Annotated in this window: 17 protein-coding genes and 3 tRNA genes; 2 read left to right on the top strand and 18 right to left on the bottom strand. The window is 59.1% G+C overall.

Features of this window, described 5'->3' with window-relative positions:
- Positions 1–13 precede the first annotated feature (13 nt).
- The 13 genes from nuoH to FGF54_RS27165 form a co-directional block, all read right to left on the bottom strand.
- Positions 14–1,060, bottom strand: coding sequence for an NADH-quinone oxidoreductase subunit NuoH (gene nuoH, locus FGF54_RS04970; RefSeq protein WP_003521518.1), 1,047 nt, complete (start codon positions 1,058–1,060; stop codon positions 14–16).
- Between the two features lie 13 nt (positions 1,061–1,073).
- Positions 1,074–3,155: an NADH-quinone oxidoreductase subunit NuoG gene (gene nuoG / locus FGF54_RS04965; RefSeq protein WP_142779074.1), complete on the bottom strand. Its 2,082-nt coding sequence runs from the start codon at positions 3,153–3,155 to the stop codon at positions 1,074–1,076.
- 149 nt (positions 3,156–3,304) lie between these two features.
- On the bottom strand, positions 3,305–4,609 hold the full coding sequence (gene nuoF, locus FGF54_RS04960) for an NADH-quinone oxidoreductase subunit NuoF (RefSeq protein ID WP_142779073.1): 1,305 nt from the start codon (positions 4,607–4,609) through the stop codon (positions 3,305–3,307).
- Between the two features lie 10 nt (positions 4,610–4,619).
- Complete coding sequence (locus FGF54_RS04955; protein WP_035261465.1) at positions 4,620–5,717, bottom strand: NADH-quinone oxidoreductase subunit E; 1,098 nt, start codon at positions 5,715–5,717, stop codon at positions 4,620–4,622.
- A gap of 16 nt (positions 5,718–5,733) precedes the next feature.
- Complete coding sequence (locus FGF54_RS04950; protein WP_003521522.1) at positions 5,734–5,994, bottom strand: hypothetical protein; 261 nt, start codon at positions 5,992–5,994, stop codon at positions 5,734–5,736.
- On the bottom strand, positions 5,994–7,184 hold the full coding sequence (locus FGF54_RS04945) for an NADH-quinone oxidoreductase subunit D (protein ID WP_003496461.1): 1,191 nt from the start codon (positions 7,182–7,184) through the stop codon (positions 5,994–5,996). The genes FGF54_RS04950 and FGF54_RS04945 overlap by 1 nt, the downstream gene beginning before the upstream one ends.
- A 1-nt stretch (position 7,185) precedes the next feature.
- Positions 7,186–7,614, bottom strand: a complete 429-nt coding sequence (locus FGF54_RS04940) for a GFA family protein (RefSeq protein ID WP_059752670.1) — start codon at positions 7,612–7,614, stop codon at positions 7,186–7,188.
- On the bottom strand, positions 7,611–8,213 hold the full coding sequence (locus FGF54_RS04935; RefSeq protein ID WP_003496465.1) for an NADH-quinone oxidoreductase subunit C: 603 nt from the start codon (positions 8,211–8,213) through the stop codon (positions 7,611–7,613). The genes FGF54_RS04940 and FGF54_RS04935 overlap by 4 nt, the downstream gene beginning before the upstream one ends.
- Positions 8,214–8,233: 20 nt before the next feature.
- On the bottom strand, positions 8,234–8,818 hold the full coding sequence (locus FGF54_RS04930) for an NADH-quinone oxidoreductase subunit B family protein (protein WP_003521524.1): 585 nt from the start codon (positions 8,816–8,818) through the stop codon (positions 8,234–8,236).
- Entirely contained in the window at positions 8,809–9,174 is a 366-nt protein-coding gene (locus FGF54_RS04925) for an NADH-quinone oxidoreductase subunit A (RefSeq protein ID WP_035259670.1), read from the bottom strand. Before FGF54_RS04925 ends, FGF54_RS04930 begins: the two co-directional genes overlap by 10 nt.
- 436 nt (positions 9,175–9,610) lie before the next feature.
- Positions 9,611–9,687 (bottom strand) — tRNA-Asp (locus FGF54_RS04920).
- 39 nt (positions 9,688–9,726) lie between these two features.
- Positions 9,727–9,803 (bottom strand) — tRNA-Asp (locus FGF54_RS04915).
- A gap of 98 nt (positions 9,804–9,901) precedes the next feature.
- Positions 9,902–10,231 carry a hypothetical protein gene (locus tag FGF54_RS27165; RefSeq protein ID WP_168207948.1) on the bottom strand — a complete coding sequence of 110 codons (330 nt, stop codon included), beginning with the start codon at positions 10,229–10,231 and terminating at the stop codon, positions 9,902–9,904.
- Positions 10,232–10,248: 17 nt separating this feature from the next.
- Here FGF54_RS27165 and FGF54_RS04910 point away from each other — a divergent pair.
- Positions 10,249–10,324: transfer RNA gene (locus tag FGF54_RS04910), tRNA-Val, on the top strand.
- A gap of 319 nt (positions 10,325–10,643) precedes the next feature.
- Positions 10,644–10,781 (top strand): hypothetical protein, encoded by a 138-nt coding sequence (locus tag FGF54_RS27160; RefSeq protein ID WP_003521525.1) that lies wholly within the window; start codon positions 10,644–10,646, stop codon positions 10,779–10,781.
- 207 nt (positions 10,782–10,988) lie between these two features.
- Here the strand turns inward: FGF54_RS27160 and FGF54_RS04905 are convergent, their stop codons facing one another.
- From FGF54_RS04905 to clpP, 5 genes are all read right to left on the bottom strand, one after another.
- Positions 10,989–13,187: an esterase-like activity of phytase family protein gene (locus tag FGF54_RS04905; RefSeq protein WP_142779072.1), complete on the bottom strand. Its 2,199-nt coding sequence runs from the start codon at positions 13,185–13,187 to the stop codon at positions 10,989–10,991.
- Between the two features lie 353 nt (positions 13,188–13,540).
- On the bottom strand, positions 13,541–13,816 hold the full coding sequence (gene hupB / locus FGF54_RS04900; protein WP_006312721.1) for a DNA-binding protein HupB: 276 nt from the start codon (positions 13,814–13,816) through the stop codon (positions 13,541–13,543).
- A 288-nt stretch (positions 13,817–14,104) separates the two neighbouring features.
- The gene (lon, locus tag FGF54_RS04895) at positions 14,105–16,522 is read right to left on the bottom strand and encodes an endopeptidase La (RefSeq protein ID WP_078054020.1); all 2,418 of its coding nucleotides are present in this window, start codon (positions 16,520–16,522) and stop codon (positions 14,105–14,107) included.
- Positions 16,523–16,937: 415 nt separating this feature from the next.
- On the bottom strand, positions 16,938–18,215 hold the full coding sequence (gene clpX, locus FGF54_RS04885; protein ID WP_059752638.1) for an ATP-dependent Clp protease ATP-binding subunit ClpX: 1,278 nt from the start codon (positions 18,213–18,215) through the stop codon (positions 16,938–16,940).
- 293 nt (positions 18,216–18,508) lie between these two features.
- Positions 18,509–19,141: an ATP-dependent Clp endopeptidase proteolytic subunit ClpP gene (gene clpP, locus FGF54_RS04880; protein ID WP_003521529.1), complete on the bottom strand. Its 633-nt coding sequence runs from the start codon at positions 19,139–19,141 to the stop codon at positions 18,509–18,511.
- Positions 19,142–19,559: the final 418 nt, after the last annotated feature.

Below are 19,559 nucleotides of genomic sequence, written 5' to 3'. Positions count from 1 at the left end.
AGGAGTACGGACATCAACCGGCCCACCCCGTCAGCTTCAATACAAATGCAACAATAACGACCATGGCGAGCGACAGCGGCAGGAACACCTTCCAGCCGAGACGCATGAGCTGGTCATAACGGTAACGCGGAACGAAAGCCTTGGTCAGCGCGATCATGAAGAAGACCATGCAGCCCTTCAACGCGAACCAGACAATGCCCGGAACCCAGTTGAGGAACCACACATCCACGATCGGCAGCCAGCCGCCCATGAACAGGATCGTCGTCAGGCAGCAGATTAGGACGATCGCAGCATATTCGCCGAGCATGAACATCATGTAAGGCGTGGAGCCATATTCGACCATGTGACCGGCGACCAGTTCCGATTCCGCTTCCGGAAGATCGAAGGGGGGACGGTTGGTTTCGGCAAGGCCCGAAATGAAGAACACGATGAACATCGGGAACAGCGACAGCCAGTGCCAGTCGAGGAACGAGGCCGGCAGGCCGAGCATGGTGCCGAGGCCGGTCTTCTGGGCCAGAACGATGTCCGTCAGATTCAGCGAACCGACGCAAAGCAGAACGGTGACGATGACGAGGCCGATCGACACTTCGTAGGACACCATCTGTGCCGCCGAACGCAGCGCGCCGAGGAACGGGTACTTCGAGTTCGACGCCCAGCCGCCCATGATGATGCCGTATACTTCAAGCGAGGAAATCGCGAAGATATAGAGGATGCCGACATTGATATTGGCGACGACCCAGCCTTCGTTGAAGGGAATGACGGCGTAGGTGGCGAGCGCCAGCGTCACCGCAACCAGCGGCGCCAGAAGGAAAACGGCCTTGTTGGCGCCGGCCGGAATGACAGGCTCCTTCAGAATGAACTTCAAAAGGTCGGCGAAGGACTGGAAGAGACCGAAGGGACCAACGACGTTCGGACCACGGCGCAGCTGCACCGCCGCCCAGACCTTGCGGTCGGCAAGCAGCAGGAACGCGATGGACACCAGAAGGCAAACGAGAAGCAGCAGGGACTGGCCGACCATGATCAGCGCGGGCCAGACGTAGCTCCAGAAAAACTGTTCCATAAATCCCCTACCCTTACTCTGCCGCAGCCTGGAAATTGTTGCGGGCCAATGCGGAGCACTCGGCCATGACGGCGGATGCGCGCGCAATCGGGTTCGTCAAATAAAAGTCTTTTACCGGCGAGGCAAACGCCGACTTGTTGAGCGAGCCGGTCTTGCCAGCCAGCGCTTCGATATCCGTGGCCGTGCCGGCAACGATCTCGTCGGTTTCCGCCAGATGCGGATGCGCGACGAAGAGCTGGACGCGCAGGGCCGACAGCGAATCGAACGGCAGCTTCTTGCCGAGAACATCGGACAGCGCACGCAGGATCGCCCAGTCTTCGCGGGCTTCGCCCGGTGCGAAACCGGCGCGGTTGCCCACCTGCACGCGGCCTTCGGTGTTGACCCAGATACCGGATTTTTCGGTATAGGCCGCACCCGGAAGGATGACGTCGGCGTTCATCGCGCCCTGGTCGCCATGGCTGCCGATATAGACGGTGAACTTGGCGCCCTTGTTGGAGAGGTCGAGTTCATCGGCGCCGAGCAGGAAGAGAACATCCATGGACGCGACCATTTCAGCGGCGGCAACACCGCCCTCGCCCGGCACGAAGCCGATATCGAGACCGCCGACGCGGGCAGCGGCGGTGTGCAGAACCGAGAAACCGTTCCACTCTTCGGTGACAGCGCCAGCCGACACGGCAAGCTTTGCAGCAGCGGCGAGCACGGCCGCACCATCGGCGCGCGCCAGAGCACCCTGGCCGATGATGATCAGCGGGTTCTTGGCGGACTTCAGCTTGTCAACGAAGCTGTGCGAACCGTTGGCCAGATCGGACAGCGTTTCAGCGCCGGAACCGAGATATTCGTAATTGTAGCGCAGTTCGCCGGCTTCACCGATCACGCCGATCGGGAAACCACCGCGACGCCAGCGCTTGCGGATGCGGGCGTTGAGCACGGCCGCTTCGTAACGCGGATTGGAACCAACGATCAGCAGGGCGTCGGCCTGTTCGATACCTTCGATGGTGGAGTTGAACAGGTAGCTTGCACGGCCGAGCGACGGATCGAGTGCAGCGCCATCCTGACGGCAATCGACATTGGCCGAACCGAGCGACGCCAGAAGCGACTTCAGCGCGAACATTTCTTCAACGGAGGCCAGATCGCCGGCAATCGCGCCGATCTTTTGGCCGTTGGTCGCGGCAACCGCCTGCTTGATAGCACCGAAGGCTTCACCCCAGCTCGCGGGCTGCAAGCGGCCATCCTTGCGGACGTAAGGGCGGTCAAGGCGCTGTGTCTTCAGGCCGTCCCAAATGAAACGGCTCTTGTCGGAAATCCACTCTTCGTTGATCGCCTCGTTAACGCGCGGCATGACGCGCATGACTTCGCGGCCACGGGTATCGACGCGGATGGCCGAACCGAGCGCGTCCATCACGTCGATGGTTTCGGTCTTGTTCAGTTCCCACGGACGGGCGGTGAAGGCGAAAGGCTTGGAGGTGAGCGCGCCGACCGGGCAGAGGTCAACAACGTTGCCCTGCAGCTCCGAGGTCATCGCCTGCTCGAGATAGGTGGTGATTTCGGCATCTTCGCCGCGGCCGATAAGGCCCAGTTCAGCAATGCCGGCCACTTCCGTGGTGAAACGGACGCAGCGCGTGCAGTGGATGCAGCGGTTCATCACCGTCTTGACGAGCGGGCCGATATATTTGTCTTCAACCGCGCGCTTGTTTTCCGCGTAACGCGAACCGGCGATACCGAAGGCCATGGCCTGGTCCTGCAGGTCGCATTCGCCGCCCTGGTCGCAGATCGGGCAATCCAGCGGGTGGTTGATGAGCAGGAATTCCATCACGCCTTCGCGGGCCTTCTTGACCATCGGCGTGTTGGTGAAAACCTCAGGCAATTCGCCGTTCGGGCCGCCGCGAACGTCGCGCACGCCCATGGCGCAGGAGGCGGCGGGCTTGGGCGGTCCGCCCTTCACCTCGATGAGACACATGCGGCAGTTACCCGCGACCGACAAGCGCTCATGAAAACAAAAGCGCGGAACTTCGGCACCAGCCTCCTCGCACGCCTGCAACAGCGTGAAATGATCCGGAACCTCGATCTCTTTACCGTCAACCTTGAGCTTTGCCATGGTCCTACTTACGTCCTGTTGCCTGTTCGTCCCATGTCTCACACGGTCCGCAACAAATCCTTAATCACGCCCGGCACTCATATCATCTGCCAGACGCTTCATGGTGTCGCGAGGCCGGAAAATTCCGGCTCCGCCTGAAGCCTCAATGCTTATTCAGCGGCTTCCAGAACAGCGCCATCATCCATGGCCCTGTAGGTATATTGGTCGATGCGCTTTTCGATTTCCGGACGGAAATTGCGGATCAGCGCCTGTACCGGCCATGCGGCGGCGTCGCCGAGCGCACAGATGGTGTGGCCTTCGATCTGCTTCGTCACTTCGAACAGCATGTCGATTTCGCGCTTCTGCGCGTTGCCCTTGACCATGCGCTCCAGCACGCGCCACATCCAGCCGGTGCCTTCGCGGCACGGCGTGCACTGGCCGCAGCTTTCATGCTTGAAGAAGGCCGCGATGCGGGCGATCGCCTTGATGACGTCGGTGGACTTGTCCATGACGATCATGCCGCCGGTGCCGAAGGAGGATTTCACTTCGCGCATGCCGTCGAAATCCATGATGGCGTCCTTCATGTCCTCACCGCGAACGATGGGGCAGGATGCGCCGCCGGGGATGACGCCGAGCAGATTGTCCCAACCGCCGCGAATGCCACCGCAATGGTGTTCGATCAGCTCGCGGAAGGACAGGCCCAGCGCGTCTTCGAAGGTGCACGGACGCTCGACATGGCCGGAGACCATGAACAGCTTGGTGCCGACATTGTTCGGACGGCCGATGGACGAGAACCATACCGCGCCACGGCGCAGGATTGTCGGTGCAACGGCGATGGATTCGACGTTGTTGACAGTCGTCGGGCAGCCGTAAAGACCCATATTGGCCGGGAACGGCGGCTTCAGGCGCGGCTGGCCCTTCTTGCCTTCGAGGCTTTCGAGCAGAGCCGTTTCTTCGCCGCAGATATACGCACCCGCGCCGTGATGGACGTAGATATCGAAGTCCCAGCCGTTCTTGTTGTTCTTGCCGAGCAGGCCGGCATCGTAGCACTCGTCGATGGCCGCCTGCAGCGCCTCACGCTCGCGCATATATTCGCCGCGAACGTAGATATAGGCGGTATGCGCGCCCATGGCGAAACCGGCGATCACGCAGCCTTCGATCAGCGTATGCGGATCGTTGCGCAGGATTTCGCGGTCCTTGCAGGTGCCGGGCTCGGATTCGTCGGCATTGACGACGAGGTAATGCGGGCGGCCGTCATTTTCCTTCGGCATGAAGGACCACTTGAGACCCGTCGGGAAGCCAGCGCCGCCGCGACCACGAAGGCCGGAAGCCTTCATCTCGTTGATGATCCAGTCACGGCCCTTTTCGATGATCTGCTTGGTGCCGTCCCAGTGGCCGCGCGCTCTCACGCCCTTCAGGGACTTGTCCTTGAGGCCGTAGAGATTGGTAAAGATGCGATCCTGATCTTTTAACATGCTTCACCTCTTACCGCGGCTTCTTGCCGAAGACCTTGATATACTCGGCTTCGCCACCCTTGGCGAGCGCCTCGGCCTGCTTGATCCACTCGTCGCGTTCGATGCGGCCCTTGAAATTCAGATAACCGTCGACCCAGTCGCATTCGGCTTGTCTCCAGCCGGCGATCTGCGCATAGGTAAAGATGCCGAGCTCGTGCAGCGTGCCTTCGATCTTCGGACCGACGCCGGAAATAAGCTTCAGGTCGTCGGGCGTTGCCGGCTTTTCGATGCCTGCCGGACGATCCTTGGAATCGAGCGACGGCTTCGCAGATCCCGAAGCTTCTTTTTCGGCGGTCTTTACATTGGCTTCGGCAGCCTTCGGCGCGGTCGCCGGCGTCTTCAGCTTCGGATCGGTTTCCGGGGCGTCCGTCTTCGGCTTGGCGGCGTTGGACGGCGGAACCGGTGCGGCGTCCGCAACCACTTCGGCCGGCTTGTCGAGATTGGAGCGATCCGGCTTGATCTCTTCCGTCAGCGTCGTCAGGCCGCCGACCGGGACCGACTGGTGACGGTCGATCTGCGGGCCGGTCTTGACGGTGTCGCCCTTGCCTGCCTCGAACGTATCGATGATCTCTTCCAGACGCTCGGGCGTCAGGTCCTCATAGGCGTCCTTGAAGATGATGACCATCGGCGCGTTGACGCAGGCGCCCTGACATTCCACTTCTTCCCAGGAGAGCGTGCCGCTCTCATTGGTGTGCAGCGGATCGTGGTGGATCTTCTTGCGGCAGACATCCATCAGCGCTTCCGAGCCGCGCAGCATGCAGGGCGTGGTGCCGCAAACCTGAACGTGGGCGCGCGTGCCGACCGGCTTCAGCTGGAACTGGGTATAGAAGGTCGCCACTTCCATGACGCGGATATAGGCCATATCCAGCATGTCGGCGATTTTCTCGATGGCGGCGCGGGTAACCCAGCCGTCCTGCTCCTGCGCACGCATGAGCAGCGGGATGACCGCCGATTGCTGGCGTCCCTCGGGATATTTCTTGATCGTCTTTTCAGCCCATGCGGTATTTTCCGCATTGAAGGCAAACGCCACGGGCTGGAACTGATCTTCGGCTAGTCGACGAACGGACATACTTCCTCACGCCTTTTCAGTTTAACGTCTCACAACGCGATCTCGCCACCGTGACGAATTCGCAGGCGTAAGCCGCCTTGTCTTTCTGCATGAACACGATGAACTTGCTGCCATTGGGAACAGAGGCCTTGATCTCGTATCCCGACGACAGAAGCTGCTTGATGGTCGAAGAGCCGCCGCTCGACAGCGATATACCGCCCTCGTCCGTCGCCGTCTGGGCGAGAGCGGGGGCAGACATCGCAGCGAGAAAAGCCGGTATGGCCAGCGGCAGACGCATCAGCGGTCGACCTCCCCGAACACGATGTCGAGGGAGCCGAGCACGGCTGTAACGTCAGCAAGCTGATGACCCTTGCACAGGAAATCCATGGCCTGCAGGTGTGCGTAGCCCGGCGCGCGGATCTTGCAGCGATAGGGCTTGTTCGAACCGTCTGCGACCACGTAAACGCCGAACTCGCCCTTCGGCGCTTCGACGGCGGCGTAAACTTCGCCGGCCGGAACGTGGTAACCTTCGGTATAAAGCTTGAAGTGGTGGATCAGCGCTTCCATCGAACGCTTCATCTCGCCACGCTTCGGCGGAACCACCTTGCCATCGAGCGAGGAAACCGGGCCGATGCGGTGCTTGCCGGAGAGAAGATCGACGCATTGCTTCATGATCTTCACGGATTCGCGCATTTCCTGCATACGGATCAGGTAACGATCGTAGCAGTCGCCGTTCTTGCCGACGGGAATGTCGAATTCGAGATCCGAATAGCACTCGTAGGGCTGCGCGCGGCGCAAATCCCAGGCAGCGCCCGAGCCGCGCACCATCACGCCCGTGAAACCCCAGGCGAAGGCGTCTTCAAGCGAAACGACGCCGATATCGACGTTACGCTGCTTGTAGATGCGGTTATCGGTCAACAGGCCTTCGATATTGTCGAGAACGGTGAGGAACGGGTCGCACCACTTGCCGATATCATCGACCAGTTCCGGCGGCAGGTCCTGATGCACGCCGCCGGGACGAACGTAAGCCGAGTGCATGCGGGCGCCGCAGGCGCGCTCATAGAACACCATCAGCTTTTCGCGCTCTTCGAAGCCCCAGACCGGCGGCGTCATCGCGCCGACGTCCATGGCCTGCGTCGTCACGTTCATGATGTGCGACAGGATGCGGCCGATTTCCGAATAAAGAACGCGGATCAGCTGGCCGCGCATCGGGATTTCGAGGCCGAGCAGCTTTTCGACGGCGAGCGCGAAAGCATGTTCCTGGTTCATCGGCGCGACGTAGTCGAGGCGGTCGAAGTAAGGAACGGCCTGCAGATAGGTCTTGGTCTCGATCAGCTTTTCGGTGCCGCGATGCAGAAGACCGATATGCGGATCGACGCGCTCGACGATTTCGCCGTCCAGTTCCAGAACCAGACGCAGCACGCCGTGCGCGGACGGATGTTCCGGACCGAAGTTGATCGTGAAATTGCGGACGTTATGCTCAGTCATTCTAGTGCTCCGCCGAGGTGATCATGGCGATGAATTCGGGGCCGGTCATGTTCTGCGTGGTTTCAGCGAAAGAGTAGCTCGAGGGCTTCTCATCCGTGAAAATCTGCGACGCGAACTTGAAACTGGAAGGGTTATCGAAAGCCTGCAGCGAAACGGCAAAATGCTTGCCGTCCTTCGAGCGCCACATCAGCGTGCTGCCGCAATTCTTGCAGAAGCAGCGCTCACCCCATTCCGACGAGGAATAGACGCCGAGGTTCTCTTCGTTTTCGACGGAGATATCAGCGCATTCGACAGCCAGAAACGCACCGCCGGACCAGCGGCGGCACATGGAGCAATGGCAAACGCCGAATTCGCGGGCACCGATGACGGCATTGAGGCCGACGGCGCCGCAAAGACATTGCGCATGCTCTGTCGCGGGGGCTTGGCTCATTGCTTGGCCTTTTCGTCGCCCGGGAGAACATATTCGGTTCCTTCCCACGGGGAGAGGAAATCGAAGTTGCGGAATTCCTGTTTCAGTTCGACCGGTTCATAAAGAACCCGTTTCAGCACGTCATCGTAACGCACTTCCACAAAGCCGGTAACCGGAAAATCCTTGCGCAGCGGATGGCCTTCGAAACCGTAGTCCGTGAGGATACGGCGAAGGTCCTTATGGCCTTCGAACGGAATGCCATACATGTCCCAGGCTTCGCGCTCGAACCATTCGGCACCCATGTAAACGGAGGTCGAAGACGGTACGCCCTCGTCTTCCGCCACCTGCAGCTTGACGCGCACGCGCAGGTTCTGGCGCGGCGACAGCAGGTGATAGACGACATCGAAACGCTTTTCGCGCTGCGGCCAGTCAACGCCGCAAATATCGATGATGTTGACGAAACCGCACTGCACGTCGTCACGCAGGAAGGTCAAAAGCGCGATCACGCTTTCAGGCGTCGTGTTCAGCGTCAGTTCGCCATAGGCGATATCAGCCGACACCACGAGGGAACCGCGCGCTTCCTTAACGTACGCAGCAAGATCGTTGAGAGCTTCGCTCATTCTTAATCCGTCCTTTGCCCTTAGCGCTCGATCGTACCGGTACGACGAATCTTCTTCTGCAGCAGAAGCACGCCGTAAAGCAGCGCCTCCGCCGTGGGGGGACAGCCCGGAACGTAGATATCCACCGGCACGACGCGGTCGCAGCCGCGCACGACAGCGTAGGAATAGTGATAATAACCGCCGCCATTGGCGCAGGAGCCCATGGAGATGACGTAACGCGGCTCAGGCATCTGGTCATAGACCTTGCGCAGAGCCGGCGCCATCTTGTTGGTCAGCGTGCCGGCGACGATCATCACGTCGGACTGGCGCGGCGAGGCGCGCGGTGCAACGCCGAAGCGCTCCATGTCATAACGCGGACCGGAAGCCTGCATCAGGCCTTCGACGGCGCAGCAGGCGAGACCGAACTGCATCCACATCAGGGAGCCGGTACGGGCCCAGGTGATCAGCTCGTCGGTCGAGGTGACGAGAAAGCCCTTGTCGGCCAGCTCGTCATTGATTTCCGTGAAGTAGGCGTCGTTGCTGCCAACCGGCTTGCCGGTCGAGGGATCGATGATCCCCTTCGGCTGCGGCGCAACGAGCGTGGTGTTGTTCTGGCTCATGCCCATTCCAGCGCTCCCTTCTTCCACTCATAGATAAAGCCGATGGTGAGAACGATGAGGAACACCATCATCGACCAGAAACCGAACCAGCCCATCTCGCCGAAAGACACCGCCCATGGGAACAGGAAGGCCACTTCCAGATCGAAGATAATGAACAGAATCGATACCAGATAAAAGCGGATATCGAACTTCATGCGGGCGTCGTCGAAGGCGTTGAAACCGCACTCGAAAGCGGAGAGCTTTTCCGGGTCCGGCGCCTTGTAGGCGACAGCGAAAGGCGCAATGAGAAGCGCCAGGCCGATGACGAGAGCGATACCGATGAAGATTGCGATCGGAATGTAGGAACTGAGGAGTTCAGTCATGGTCTCTTCCCTGCCCGGCCGGGTGCCGGACCTGCCTTTGTGACCCGAAGTCTCAAAGAGCGCACAAATATGTTGCAACGCCAAAGTCGTTAGCGCAGCCGCGCTCTCTCTGCAAGAGTTTAGGCACCATTTCAAGACACCTGCCGCATTGATTGGCAACAATATTGCCGGAATTGACGCAAATTTGGGCCACAATTCCGGCCTAAGCCACTCAAATACAATAATAATCGATTGAACGACGCAACCGCAAAAAAGTCACACGAATTTTACGTCCGGATGGCGGTGAAGTGACGATATTCGGGAATCGAAACTTGACTAAAAAATGCAGGAAAAATCGCGCTTAAAAAGCCCGGAATCAGGCGCTGGAATCGTCAATAGGCGAGCGCGCAAATCGCACGTCGATCTGTTTTTGAGGAGACATTTCAGGAGAAAGAAATGGCGCGAGTGACGGGGCTCGAACCCGCGACCTCCGGCGTGACAGGCCGGCACTCTAACCGACTGAGCTACACCCGCGCACCACAGACATTCATCTGCGTTTTCCGAGGGACAGGATGGCGCGAGTGACGGGGCTCGAACCCGCGACCTCCGGCGTGACAGGCCGGCACTCTAACCGACTGAGCTACACCCGCATCTCCTGACGACAGGAACCAGTCCCGCCGCTCGAACCAGCCTCGGCTGTTCGATGAGCGGCTAACTACGGCGTTCGTGCGGGGGTGTCAAGCAGGTTTCACGACAAAAGAATAAGCTTCTTCATTTTGATCGGGAAAAACCGGAAGGCCTTGGAACGCGATTGCGGCAAACGCCCTGTTTTGCGGGCTTTTCCCAACGAAAACAAAAAACTTGTCCACAGCCGCAGGCTTCCGTAACGGGATTTCCACATGGCCATCAAGGCGTCCTCGGGTCCTGTTTCAGGCAAAAAGCCCGCAGTTCCCGGCTTTTTGCCCCCGCCCCCCGGCGACGGAAAATTCTCTCGGCAAAAAAAACAAAAAAACTTCACAAAAGCCCTTGCGGTTTTTTTCCGATCCGAATACATCACGGCCACCGACGCGGCGGACATGATCCGAGACACGCGAAGGGCGATTAGCTCAGTTGGTAGAGCGCCTCGTTTACACCGAGGATGTCGGGAGTTCGAGTCTCTCATCGCCCACCATTTTCCCAGAAGATTTAAATATCATCCGTGAAGCCGAGATCCTTCGTGTTTGCTTTCGCGATGCGATAAGCCCTCGAGTATTCGGAATTATCGCCCCCTGCCCTTACTGCGGTCGGTAAAGCGTCGTCATGATTCCCAACCGCTGGAATCGCATTTCTCCAGTTACACCATGCCAAATCGGCACTGCTGTTCCATATTCCGACAGCTTGACCGCCCCCTGTATCACCCCGCAACATACCGGAAAATAAGGAAGATTCAGACTTTCTAAAGAGATTTCAGGCATTGTTTGCACACCGTTTCATGATGAACGGTTGAACTGATGGATGAAACCATGTCGATCGACGCGTTTGTAACACTCGCGCTTATTGCGCTGCCTGTTTATATTTTTTTCCGCTGGGTCCAGCAGGACTCGGAAAAACAAGATACTCCCAAAAGCAAGAATTCCCTGGGGCGGTGATCCGTTACGATCGATCCGCAGCATTTTCCCGGATGCCCTCCGGACGAAATCCTCCACAATCCGATATCGAAGCGGCAATGCCGATTTCAACGGCTTGCATCGTCAGGCATCGTGCAAGATCGGGAAACCCGGCCAAGGGGCTCCTCGCTGCACAAAAAAAGCCGGGCATAGCCCGGCTTTTCTCATTTGCGGCGCCAATCGGCTCGATCAGTTGATCGCCTTCATATTGACGGTGAAGAACAGCGTTTCGCCGGAAGAATCGTCCACGCCGTCATTGTCGGTCACGGCATAGGCCGTTCCCGCCTTGTCGAAGGTGAAGCCTTCCAGCTTGTCGACGACATAACCGTTGGTCTGGGCCTTGAGGTCGGGCAGGAAGTCATGGGCTTCCTGCTTGGCCACCAGCGGCAGTTCGCCGCCGATCTTGCCCGGCTTCAGGTCTGCGATTGCAACACGGTAGAGCTTCTTGATCTTGGCCTTGTCGCCGATCTGGTTGTCGCGCTCGACGATATAGACATAGTCGCCCTGGGCGGTGATTTCGGAGAGGCCAACCCAGCCTGCTTCGGTCTTGTCGAGCGGGTAACGCACGGCGCCCCACTCCTTGGACTTCGGATTGTAGGAAACGAGCTTGACGAAGCCCTTCTCGTCCGTGCCCCACTCACGCTGCACGGCCATCCACAGCGTCGCGTCGTCGCCCTTGCCTATCATGGTCACGCCTTCGAAACCGAAGCGGGTGTCGCCGGCGAGAAGTTCCTTCGGCAATGCGATCTCGGCCTTGATCTCGCCCTTGGCGTTGACGTTATAGAGCGCGTGGGGGACGAGCTTGGCGCTGTCGCCTTCAGAAGCCAGCCAGAAACCGCCCTTGCCGTCCAGCGTGATGCCTTCGATGTCGAGCTTCTGAGCGGCGATGCCGTCACGCTTGACGCGCAGGACGCTGGTGATGGTGGCAGGCTTTTTCGTCGCATCGATGGTGAAGATCGACGGCTGGTTGCCATAGACCGAGTCGGACACGGCGTAGAGAATGCCGGGCTTTTCGGCATCGCCGACCAGACCCGAAAGAGCGCCCCAGCCGATCGGTGCACCATCGACGGTCGCGGAAACGAGCTGCGGATAGGCTGCTTCACCTTCACCGCGTTCATAGAGCATGACATGCGAGCGGACGCCGCCGTCTTCGATCAGATCGACCTCATTGGCCGTGGCAAGGAGGTTACGCGACGGGATAGCGACAGCGCCTTCCGGCGAAACGCCTGAAGGCAGGAGCTGCGTCAGTTCCGGCTCCTTGCCAGTGTCCTTGTAGACAGCGACGACAGAGGCGCGTTCGGACAGCACGAAGAAATATTTCTGGTCGCCGAAAGTCGCCGCTTCCAGACCTTCCGGCTCGATGCCCTTTGCCTTGGAGCGCTTTTCCGGATAGTGGCCGATGGCCGCAACCGCGTGTTCGAGCGAGGAGCCGGATTCATAGACGAGCTTGCCGGTCTTGTCGAAGATGGTGAAGCCACGCGAACCGCCCTGCCAGTCGCCCTCATTGGCGATGACGATACGGTCGTTGTCCAGCCACTTCACGGCGTCCGGCTCGCGCTTGCGGCCTTCCTGCTTGTCGGTGAACTTCAACTGGCCGTCGGTCTTCGTATCGATGCCTTCAAGATCGACCTTGCCGGCGGAGAAATGCGTCTTCACCGTACCGGTCTTGCCGTCGAGAATGACGATATGATTGTTTTCCTGAAGAGTCAGCGCGATCTCGCCATTGGCGTTGATCGACACGAATTCCGGCTCCGGATCCTCAGGGGAAATTTCGGCAAGGCCGGTGAGTTCGATCTTCTTCAGCGTCGCGCAATCGGCAACGCCGTCCTTCAGACCGACAGTCACCAGATAACCGGCGGGCATCTGCGGCAGGGCGCCTTCGTTTACCTCTTCATCGCGCTCGTTTTCAATGGCGATGGCGGCGAAGGTCTTGTCCGGGGAAACGGCGACGGAATCGGGCTGGCCGCCGAGATCACAGCTTGCTTCGATCTTCTTGGTAGCAATATCGACCGTCACCAGCTTGCCGGACGGCTTGGCGCGATTTTCCGACGTATTGACGCCGGCCAGAACCTTGACGCCTGCGACGGCAACGGAGGTCGGCTCGCCTTCCAGCAGCAACGCGCCGCCGGCCTTGGGAGCCTTGGCATCGGTGATGTCGATGAAACCGATGCCGCCAAGCGGGCTGTCCGAATAGATCAGCGTCTTGCCGTCTTCGCTGGCGGTGATGATTTCAGCCGAGGTGACGGACTTGGCGTCCTTGTCCGCGGGAAGGTTTTTCGCCACCGGGAAAGATGCGATGCGGTTGAAAACCGGCTCGGCAGCGGCCGGGATGGCTGCGGACGTGAGCAGAGCAGCGGTCAAAGCCATTTGAGAAAATCGGAACGCCATTTTAATCCCCCTTGGGTCCAGAAATACCCCAAGGCTTCTGCGTTACAGACATGACAGTGGCATGACACTTCCTGACCGCTGAATCAAAAAGCCCGGCCTAGAAGGCCGGGCTTTCGTGTTTATGCCCACATTCCGCGTAGAAAAACGCCGTGTGTCCGGATGGAAGCTACACAGGCGCTTCCCTGCTTTCATTCACATCTTGACCGGGAAAACCCGGCCTGTCCGAAAAGAGTTTTTCCAAACACCATCCGCTTTTGGCGGCGATGTGACGGCGTCAGGGCGTCAAAACATGTTTCCTCGTGAACCTGAAAAGCCGCCCGCCCGCCGCCGGGCGTTGCGGCTTTCCGGAAACCTTACGAGTTGACGGCGTCCTTCAGGCCCTTGCCTGCGGAAAACTTCGGTACGTTGCGAGCCGGGATATCGACTTCAGCACCCGTGGAAGGGTTACGGCCCTTGGAGGCTTCACGACGGCTGACGGAGAAGCTGCCGAAGCCGGCCAGGCGAATGTCGCCACCGTTCTTCAGTTCGCCCTGTACAGTTTCGAATACAGCATCAACAGCGGAAGCAGCATCTGCCTTCGTGAGACCAGCCTTTTCGGCAACAGCAGAGACGAGCTCGTTCTTGTTCATGTTTCCACCCCTTTCAATGGTTTGAAACGACTCAAATTAAGCCGGCGCAGAATACGTTCGCATCCGCGCGCAGCAACCCAAAAGCGCTGGAATCGCCTGAAAAACAAGGGGTCTGCGTTTTTTTTCACAAAAAAGGCCGACATTTCTGCCGGCCTTCCACATATTCGTGCCAAATTCGCATCACTTGTGCGCAGCTTTACGCCACATGCGCCTTCCGACACCTAAGACATTGAATCTATGCATCAGCCATCGCGAAAGGCGATTCCCGCCCCTCGCGACGATGCATTATCAATGCGCGATGGTCTGGCTGCCGTCGTCGACGCCTTCCACGGTTGCGATCACCGGCGTCTCGATGCTGCCGTCCCACTCGATGGGCTCCGGCTGGCGGATAAGGGCGTGCTTGATGACCTCGCCCATCCGCGACACCGGGATGATTTCCATCTCGTTCTTCACATTGTCCGGAATTTCCGCCAGATCCTTGGCGTTTTCTTCCGGGATCAGCACCTTCTTGATGCCCCCGCGAAGGGCCGCAAGCAGCTTTTCCTTCAGGCCGCCGATCGGCAGCACGCGACCACGAAGCGTGATCTCGCCCGTCATCGCCACATCCTTCGAGACCGGAATGCCGGTCATGATGGAGACGATGGCGGTTGCCATGGCAACGCCGGCGGACGGTCCGTCCTTCGGGGTCGCACCTTCCGGAACGTGCACGTGAATGTCGCTCTTGTCGAAGCGCGGCGGCTCGATGCCGAAGTCCACGGCGCGCGAACGGACATAGGATGCCGCCGCCGAAATGGATTCCTTCATCACTTCCTTGAGGTTGCCGGTAACCGTCATGCGGCCCTTGCCCGGCATCATCACGCCTTCGATGGTGAGCAGCTCACCGCCAACTTCCGTCCAGGCAAGACCCGTGACGACGCCGACCTGATCCTCGCGCTCGGCCTCGCCATGGCGGAACCGCGGAACGCCCAGATAATCCGGCACGTTGGCAGCGGTGACTTCCACGGACTTGACCTTGCCCTTGATGATCTCGGTGACGGCCTTGCGCGCCAGCTTCATCAGCTCGCGTTCGAAGCTGCGCACGCCCGCCTCGCGGGTGTACTGCTGGATGACGACCATCAGGGCGTCATCGGTAACCGAGAACTCTTCCGGACGCAGGGCATGTTCCTTGATCGCCTTCGGCAACAGGTGACGCTTGGCGATTTCGCGCTTTTCGTCTTCCGTGTAACCGGCGATGCGGATCACTTCCATGCGGTCCATCAGTGGGCCGGGAATGTTCAGCGTGTTGGCCGTGGTCACGAACATCACGTCGGACAGGTCGTATTCCACTTCAAGGTAATGGTCCATGAAGGTGGAGTTCTGCTCCGGATCGAGCACCTCGAGTAGTGCCGACGACGGATCGCCACGGAAATCCATGCCCATCTTGTCGATTTCGTCGAGCAGGAAGAGCGGGTTCGCCTTCTTGGCCTTTTTCATCGACTGGACGATCTTGCCCGGCATGGAGCCGATATAGGTACGGCGGTGACCGCGGATTTCCGCTTCGTCACGAACGCCACCCAGCGCCATGCGCACATATTCGCGGCCGGTCGCCTTGGCGATCGACTTGGCGAGCGAGGTCTTGCCGACGCCGGGCGGGCCGACGAGGCAGAGGATCGGGCCACGGATTTTCGTCGCACGGGCCTGCACGGCCAGATATTCGACGATACGCTCCTTGACCTTGTCCAGACCGAAGTGGTCCTGATCCAGGATCTTCTCGGCATTGTTGAGGTCCGCCTTGATCTTGGACTTCTTGCCCCAGGGCAGACCGAGCAGCCAGTCCAGATAGTTACGCACGACGGTCGCTTCCGCGGACATCGGGCTCATCTGGCGCAGCTTCTTCATTTCCGCTTCGGCCTTTTCCTTGGCCTCCTTGGAAAGCTTGGTCTTGGCGATGCGCTCTTCCAGCTCGGCCATCTCGTCACGGCCGTCCTCGCCGTCGCCGAGCTCCTTCTGGATCGCCTTCATCTGTTCGTTCAGGTAATATTCGCGCTGTGTCTTCTCCATCTGGCGCTTGACGCGCGAGCGGATGCGCTTTTCAACCTGAAGCACGGAAATTTCGCCTTCCATGAAGCCGAGCGCCTTTTCAAGCCGCTGCTTCACGCTGACGGTTTCCAGCATTTCCTGCTTTTCGGTAATCTTGATCGACAGGTGCGAAGCGACCGTATCGGCAAGCTTCGAATAATCGTCGATCTGGCCGGCAGCGCCGACAACCTCGGGCGAAATCTTCTTGTTGAGCTTCACATAGCTCTCGAATTCAGACACGACCGAACGCGACAGCGCCTCGATTTCGACCGGATCTTCGGCAGGCTCCTGCAACGGCGTCGCAGTGGCTTCATAGAAGTCTTCACGGCCGGTGTAGCTGTCGATCTGGGCGCGGCCCTTGCCTTCCACCAGCACCTTCACGGTGCCGTCGGGAAGCTTCAGGAGCTGCAGGACATTGGCGACCGTGCCGACCTTGTGGATGGCCTCCGGGGCCGGATCGTCATCGCTGGCGTTGATCTGGGTGACAAGCATGATCTGCTTGTCCGAGCCCATGACTTCCTCGAGCGCACGGATGGATTTTTCCCGCCCGACGAACAGGGGAACGATCATATGCGGGAAAACGACAATGTCGCGCAGGGGAAGTACCGGATAGGTACCGCCAGATGCCGCAGACGTGATGTTCGTCATATCATTTCCTTTCCATGGTCCCTTTCGGGACACTTTGCCGGACAGCTTGGGGCATCCGGCACATTCATTTCTCGAGACTGAAAGTGGAGTTTCGAAACACCGATTTCAAGTCGCCGGAACAGACGGTCCCGCTAAGCCGCAAGACCGTGAAATTCAACAAAACCCAGCGCCGGCTAGTACTCCCGACATTTCCGGTTATCCCGAAGGACATGGGAACCGGGTCGCCGACGGGAATTCACATTTCCGTCATATCGCGCTGCAAATCAGTTGTAAGACTTTATCAGCAAAGCGCAATCCGCTCCAAACGCAAAATCGGGCTTCGCCAAGTTAGGCGCAAGTTTCACACCCGGCGACAACAGAAAAGGCCCGCTCGGAGGCGGGCCTTCTAACTTCATCGAAGCACCGGACCGGCCGATCAGGCCGAAACGTTGGTCTTTTCTTCCTGACGATCCGCATAGATGTAGAGCGGGCGCGCAAGGCCGCTGACGACCTCGTCGGAAATGACCACTTCGCGCACGCCTTCCAGCGTCGGCAGTTCGAACATGGTGTCGAGCAGAATCTTTTCCATGATCGAGCGCAGGCCGCGGGCGCCGGTCTTGCGGGTGATCGCCTTGCGGGCGATTTCGCGCAGCGCGTCCTCGTGGAAGGTCAGTTCCACATCTTCCATCTCGAACAGGCGCTGATACTGCTTGACCAGCGCGTTCTTCGGTTCGGACAAGATCTGGATCAGCGCATCCTCGTCGAGGTCTTCCAGCGTCGCGAGAACCGGCAGACGGCCGATGAATTCCGGGATGAGACCGAACTTCACCAGGTCTTCGGGCTCCAGCTCGCGCAGAACCTCGCCGACGCGGCGATCGTCTTCCGCCTTGACGGTCGCACCGAAGCCGATCGAGGTCTTTTCACCACGGGCCGAGATGATCTTGTCGAGGCCGGCAAAGGCGCCGCCGCAGATGAACAGGATGTTGGTCGTATCCACCTGCAGGAATTCCTGCTGCGGATGCTTGCGGCCGCCCTGCGGCGGAACGGAAGCGACCGTGCCTTCCATGATCTTCAGAAGCGCCTGCTGAACGCCCTCGCCCGACACGTCGCGCGTGATGGACGGGTTGTCCGACTTGCGGGAAATCTTGTCGACTTCGTCGATATAGACGATACCGCGCTGGGCGCGCTCGACATTGTAATCCGCAGCCTGCAACAGCTTCAGGATGATGTTTTCCACGTCCTCGCCGACGTAACCGGCTTCGGTCAGCGTCGTTGCGTCCGCCATGGTGAAGGGAACGTCGATGATGCGGGCGAGCGTCTGGGCAAGATAGGTCTTGCCGCAGCCCGTCGGACCGACGAGCATGATGTTCGACTTCGCAAGCTCGACATCGCCATTCTTGGAGGCGTGCGCGAGGCGCTTGTAGTGGTTGTGAACGGCAACAGACAGGATCTTCTTCGCCTGCTTCTGGCCGATGACGTATTCGTCGAGGATCTTGATGATGTCCTGCGGGGTGGGAACACCCTCACGCGACTTCACCATCGACGTCTTGTTCTCCTCGCGGATGATGTCCATGCACAATTCGACGCATTCATCGCAGATGAATACCGTCGGTCCGGCAATGAGTTTCCGGACTTCGTGCTGGCTCTTGCCGCAGAATGAACAATAGAGTGTATTCTTAGAGTCGCCGCCGTTGCTGCCGCTGACTTTGCTCATATCACTTTCCTTCCAGCACGCCGCAGGTCCGCCAAACGGATCGCGGTCAACTTACCGCCCGCCGATACGGCAGCCCTTGGGGTGCATCGCCGTATCCGCCTCGTTTCCCGGGGTACTAACCGGTATCAGATACATGAGCTGACAACCGGCTGCAACGAATTCCCCATCAAACCAAAGGCCACGTCATAAAAATTCAACATAGCCTTTATATATACTAATATCGCTTTCTGTTGCGGTTGAAAGCCCCGAAATTACTTTTGCGGGTTCAAACAAACGTCAAAAAGCGGCGCGCCTCAATTCGCGGCGGCGCCTTCGATTTCCTGGCGCGAGGTCAGGATCTTGTCGATCACGCCCCAGTCCTTCGCCTCGTCTGCATCCATGAAGTGGTCGCGATCGAGGGTTTTTTCAACCTCTTCGAGCGTACGGCCCGTGTGCTTCACGTAGACTTCATTGAGGCGGCGCTTCATCTTGATGATGTCGCGGGCGTGGCGCTCGATGTCCGATGCCTGCCCCTGGAAACCGCCGGAAGGCTGGTGCACCATGATGCGGGCGTTCGGGGTTGCGAAACGCATTCCCTTTTCACCGGCAGCCAGAAGCAGCGAGCCCATGGAGGCAGCCTGGCCGACGCAGAGCGTGGAGACCGCAGGGCGGATGAACTGCATCGTATCGTAGATCGCCATGCCGGCGGTCACAACGCCACCCGGCGAATTGATGTAGAGCGCGATTTCCTTCTTCGGGTTTTCAGCCTCGAGGAAAAGCAGCTGCGCGCAGACGAGCGAAGCCATCTGGTCTTCCACCGGGCCGGTGAGGAAAATGATGCGTTCCTTGAGAAGACGGGAAAATATGTCGTAGGAGCGTTCGCCGCGATTGGTCTGCTCAACGACCATCGGCACCAGAGCCATGGCGGTATCAACTGGATTTTTCATGTCCGTCCTTTGTCAAACTCTGCCCTTCGCGAAAAACCGCTCCGGAATCACTTCTAACCTTCATACTCCCTACATAGAGTGTCCCTGCCCCGTACTTCAAGACACGAAGCCGCATATCCTTAACGGCTCAACAGCGTTTGCAGGCCTTTCGGGCCGAGGTTGACAGGGCTTTCGGACCGGGCGGCGCCAGCCGGGCCTCTTTCCCCGCTGCCACCATTTTTTTACTATGGCAGGCGACGACGGCAAAAATCGCCCGCCATGCACAGATATAACTTCTCACCGGCAAGAACTCGTTAGTATTTGCTGCCGATACTGGCCAGCGAATTTCCGGTTCCCTTTGGGGAATGGGCCCACCGGGCGAAATGGCAGCTCAACAATTCCAGCGGGCATAACGCACCTCGTGCGAAAGAGCCCGCTT

The organism is Agrobacterium sp. T29 (genome assembly GCF_006970545.1).
In the GTDB taxonomy this organism is placed as follows: Bacteria; Pseudomonadota; Alphaproteobacteria; order Rhizobiales; family Rhizobiaceae; genus Agrobacterium; species Agrobacterium leguminum.
Note: the sequence above shows the minus strand (reverse complement) of the source record. Positions and strands in the feature narration are given on the sequence as shown.

Coding starts and splice junctions, on each gene's coding strand:
- FGF54_RS04905 (WP_142779072.1), bottom strand. CDS start 13,187: ATGGCGTTCCGATTTTCTCAAATGGCTTTGACCGCTGCTCTGCTCACG.
- nuoH (WP_003521518.1), bottom strand. CDS start 1,060: ATGGAACAGTTTTTCTGGAGCTACGTCTGGCCCGCGCTGATCATGGTC.
- FGF54_RS04955 (WP_035261465.1), bottom strand. CDS start 5,717: ATGTCCGTTCGTCGACTAGCCGAAGATCAGTTCCAGCCCGTGGCGTTT.
- nuoG (WP_142779074.1), bottom strand. CDS start 3,155: ATGGCAAAGCTCAAGGTTGACGGTAAAGAGATCGAGGTTCCGGATCAT.
- FGF54_RS04945 (WP_003496461.1), bottom strand. CDS start 7,184: ATGACTGAGCATAACGTCCGCAATTTCACGATCAACTTCGGTCCGGAA.
- clpX (WP_059752638.1), bottom strand. CDS start 18,215: ATGAGCAAAGTCAGCGGCAGCAACGGCGGCGACTCTAAGAATACACTC.
- FGF54_RS04930 (WP_003521524.1), bottom strand. CDS start 8,818: ATGGGCATGAGCCAGAACAACACCACGCTCGTTGCGCCGCAGCCGAAG.
- clpP (WP_003521529.1), bottom strand. CDS start 19,141: ATGAAAAATCCAGTTGATACCGCCATGGCTCTGGTGCCGATGGTCGTT.
- FGF54_RS27160 (WP_003521525.1), top strand. CDS start 10,644: ATGGATGAAACCATGTCGATCGACGCGTTTGTAACACTCGCGCTTATT.
- FGF54_RS27165 (WP_168207948.1), bottom strand. CDS start 10,231: ATGTCCGCCGCGTCGGTGGCCGTGATGTATTCGGATCGGAAAAAAACC.
- FGF54_RS04925 (WP_035259670.1), bottom strand. CDS start 9,174: ATGACTGAACTCCTCAGTTCCTACATTCCGATCGCAATCTTCATCGGT.
- hupB (WP_006312721.1), bottom strand. CDS start 13,816: ATGAACAAGAACGAGCTCGTCTCTGCTGTTGCCGAAAAGGCTGGTCTC.
- FGF54_RS04935 (WP_003496465.1), bottom strand. CDS start 8,213: ATGAGCGAAGCTCTCAACGATCTTGCTGCGTACGTTAAGGAAGCGCGC.
- FGF54_RS04950 (WP_003521522.1), bottom strand. CDS start 5,994: ATGCGTCTGCCGCTGGCCATACCGGCTTTTCTCGCTGCGATGTCTGCC.
- lon (WP_078054020.1), bottom strand. CDS start 16,522: ATGACGAACATCACGTCTGCGGCATCTGGCGGTACCTATCCGGTACTT.
- FGF54_RS04940 (WP_059752670.1), bottom strand. CDS start 7,614: ATGAGCCAAGCCCCCGCGACAGAGCATGCGCAATGTCTTTGCGGCGCC.
- nuoF (WP_142779073.1), bottom strand. CDS start 4,609: ATGTTAAAAGATCAGGATCGCATCTTTACCAATCTCTACGGCCTCAAG.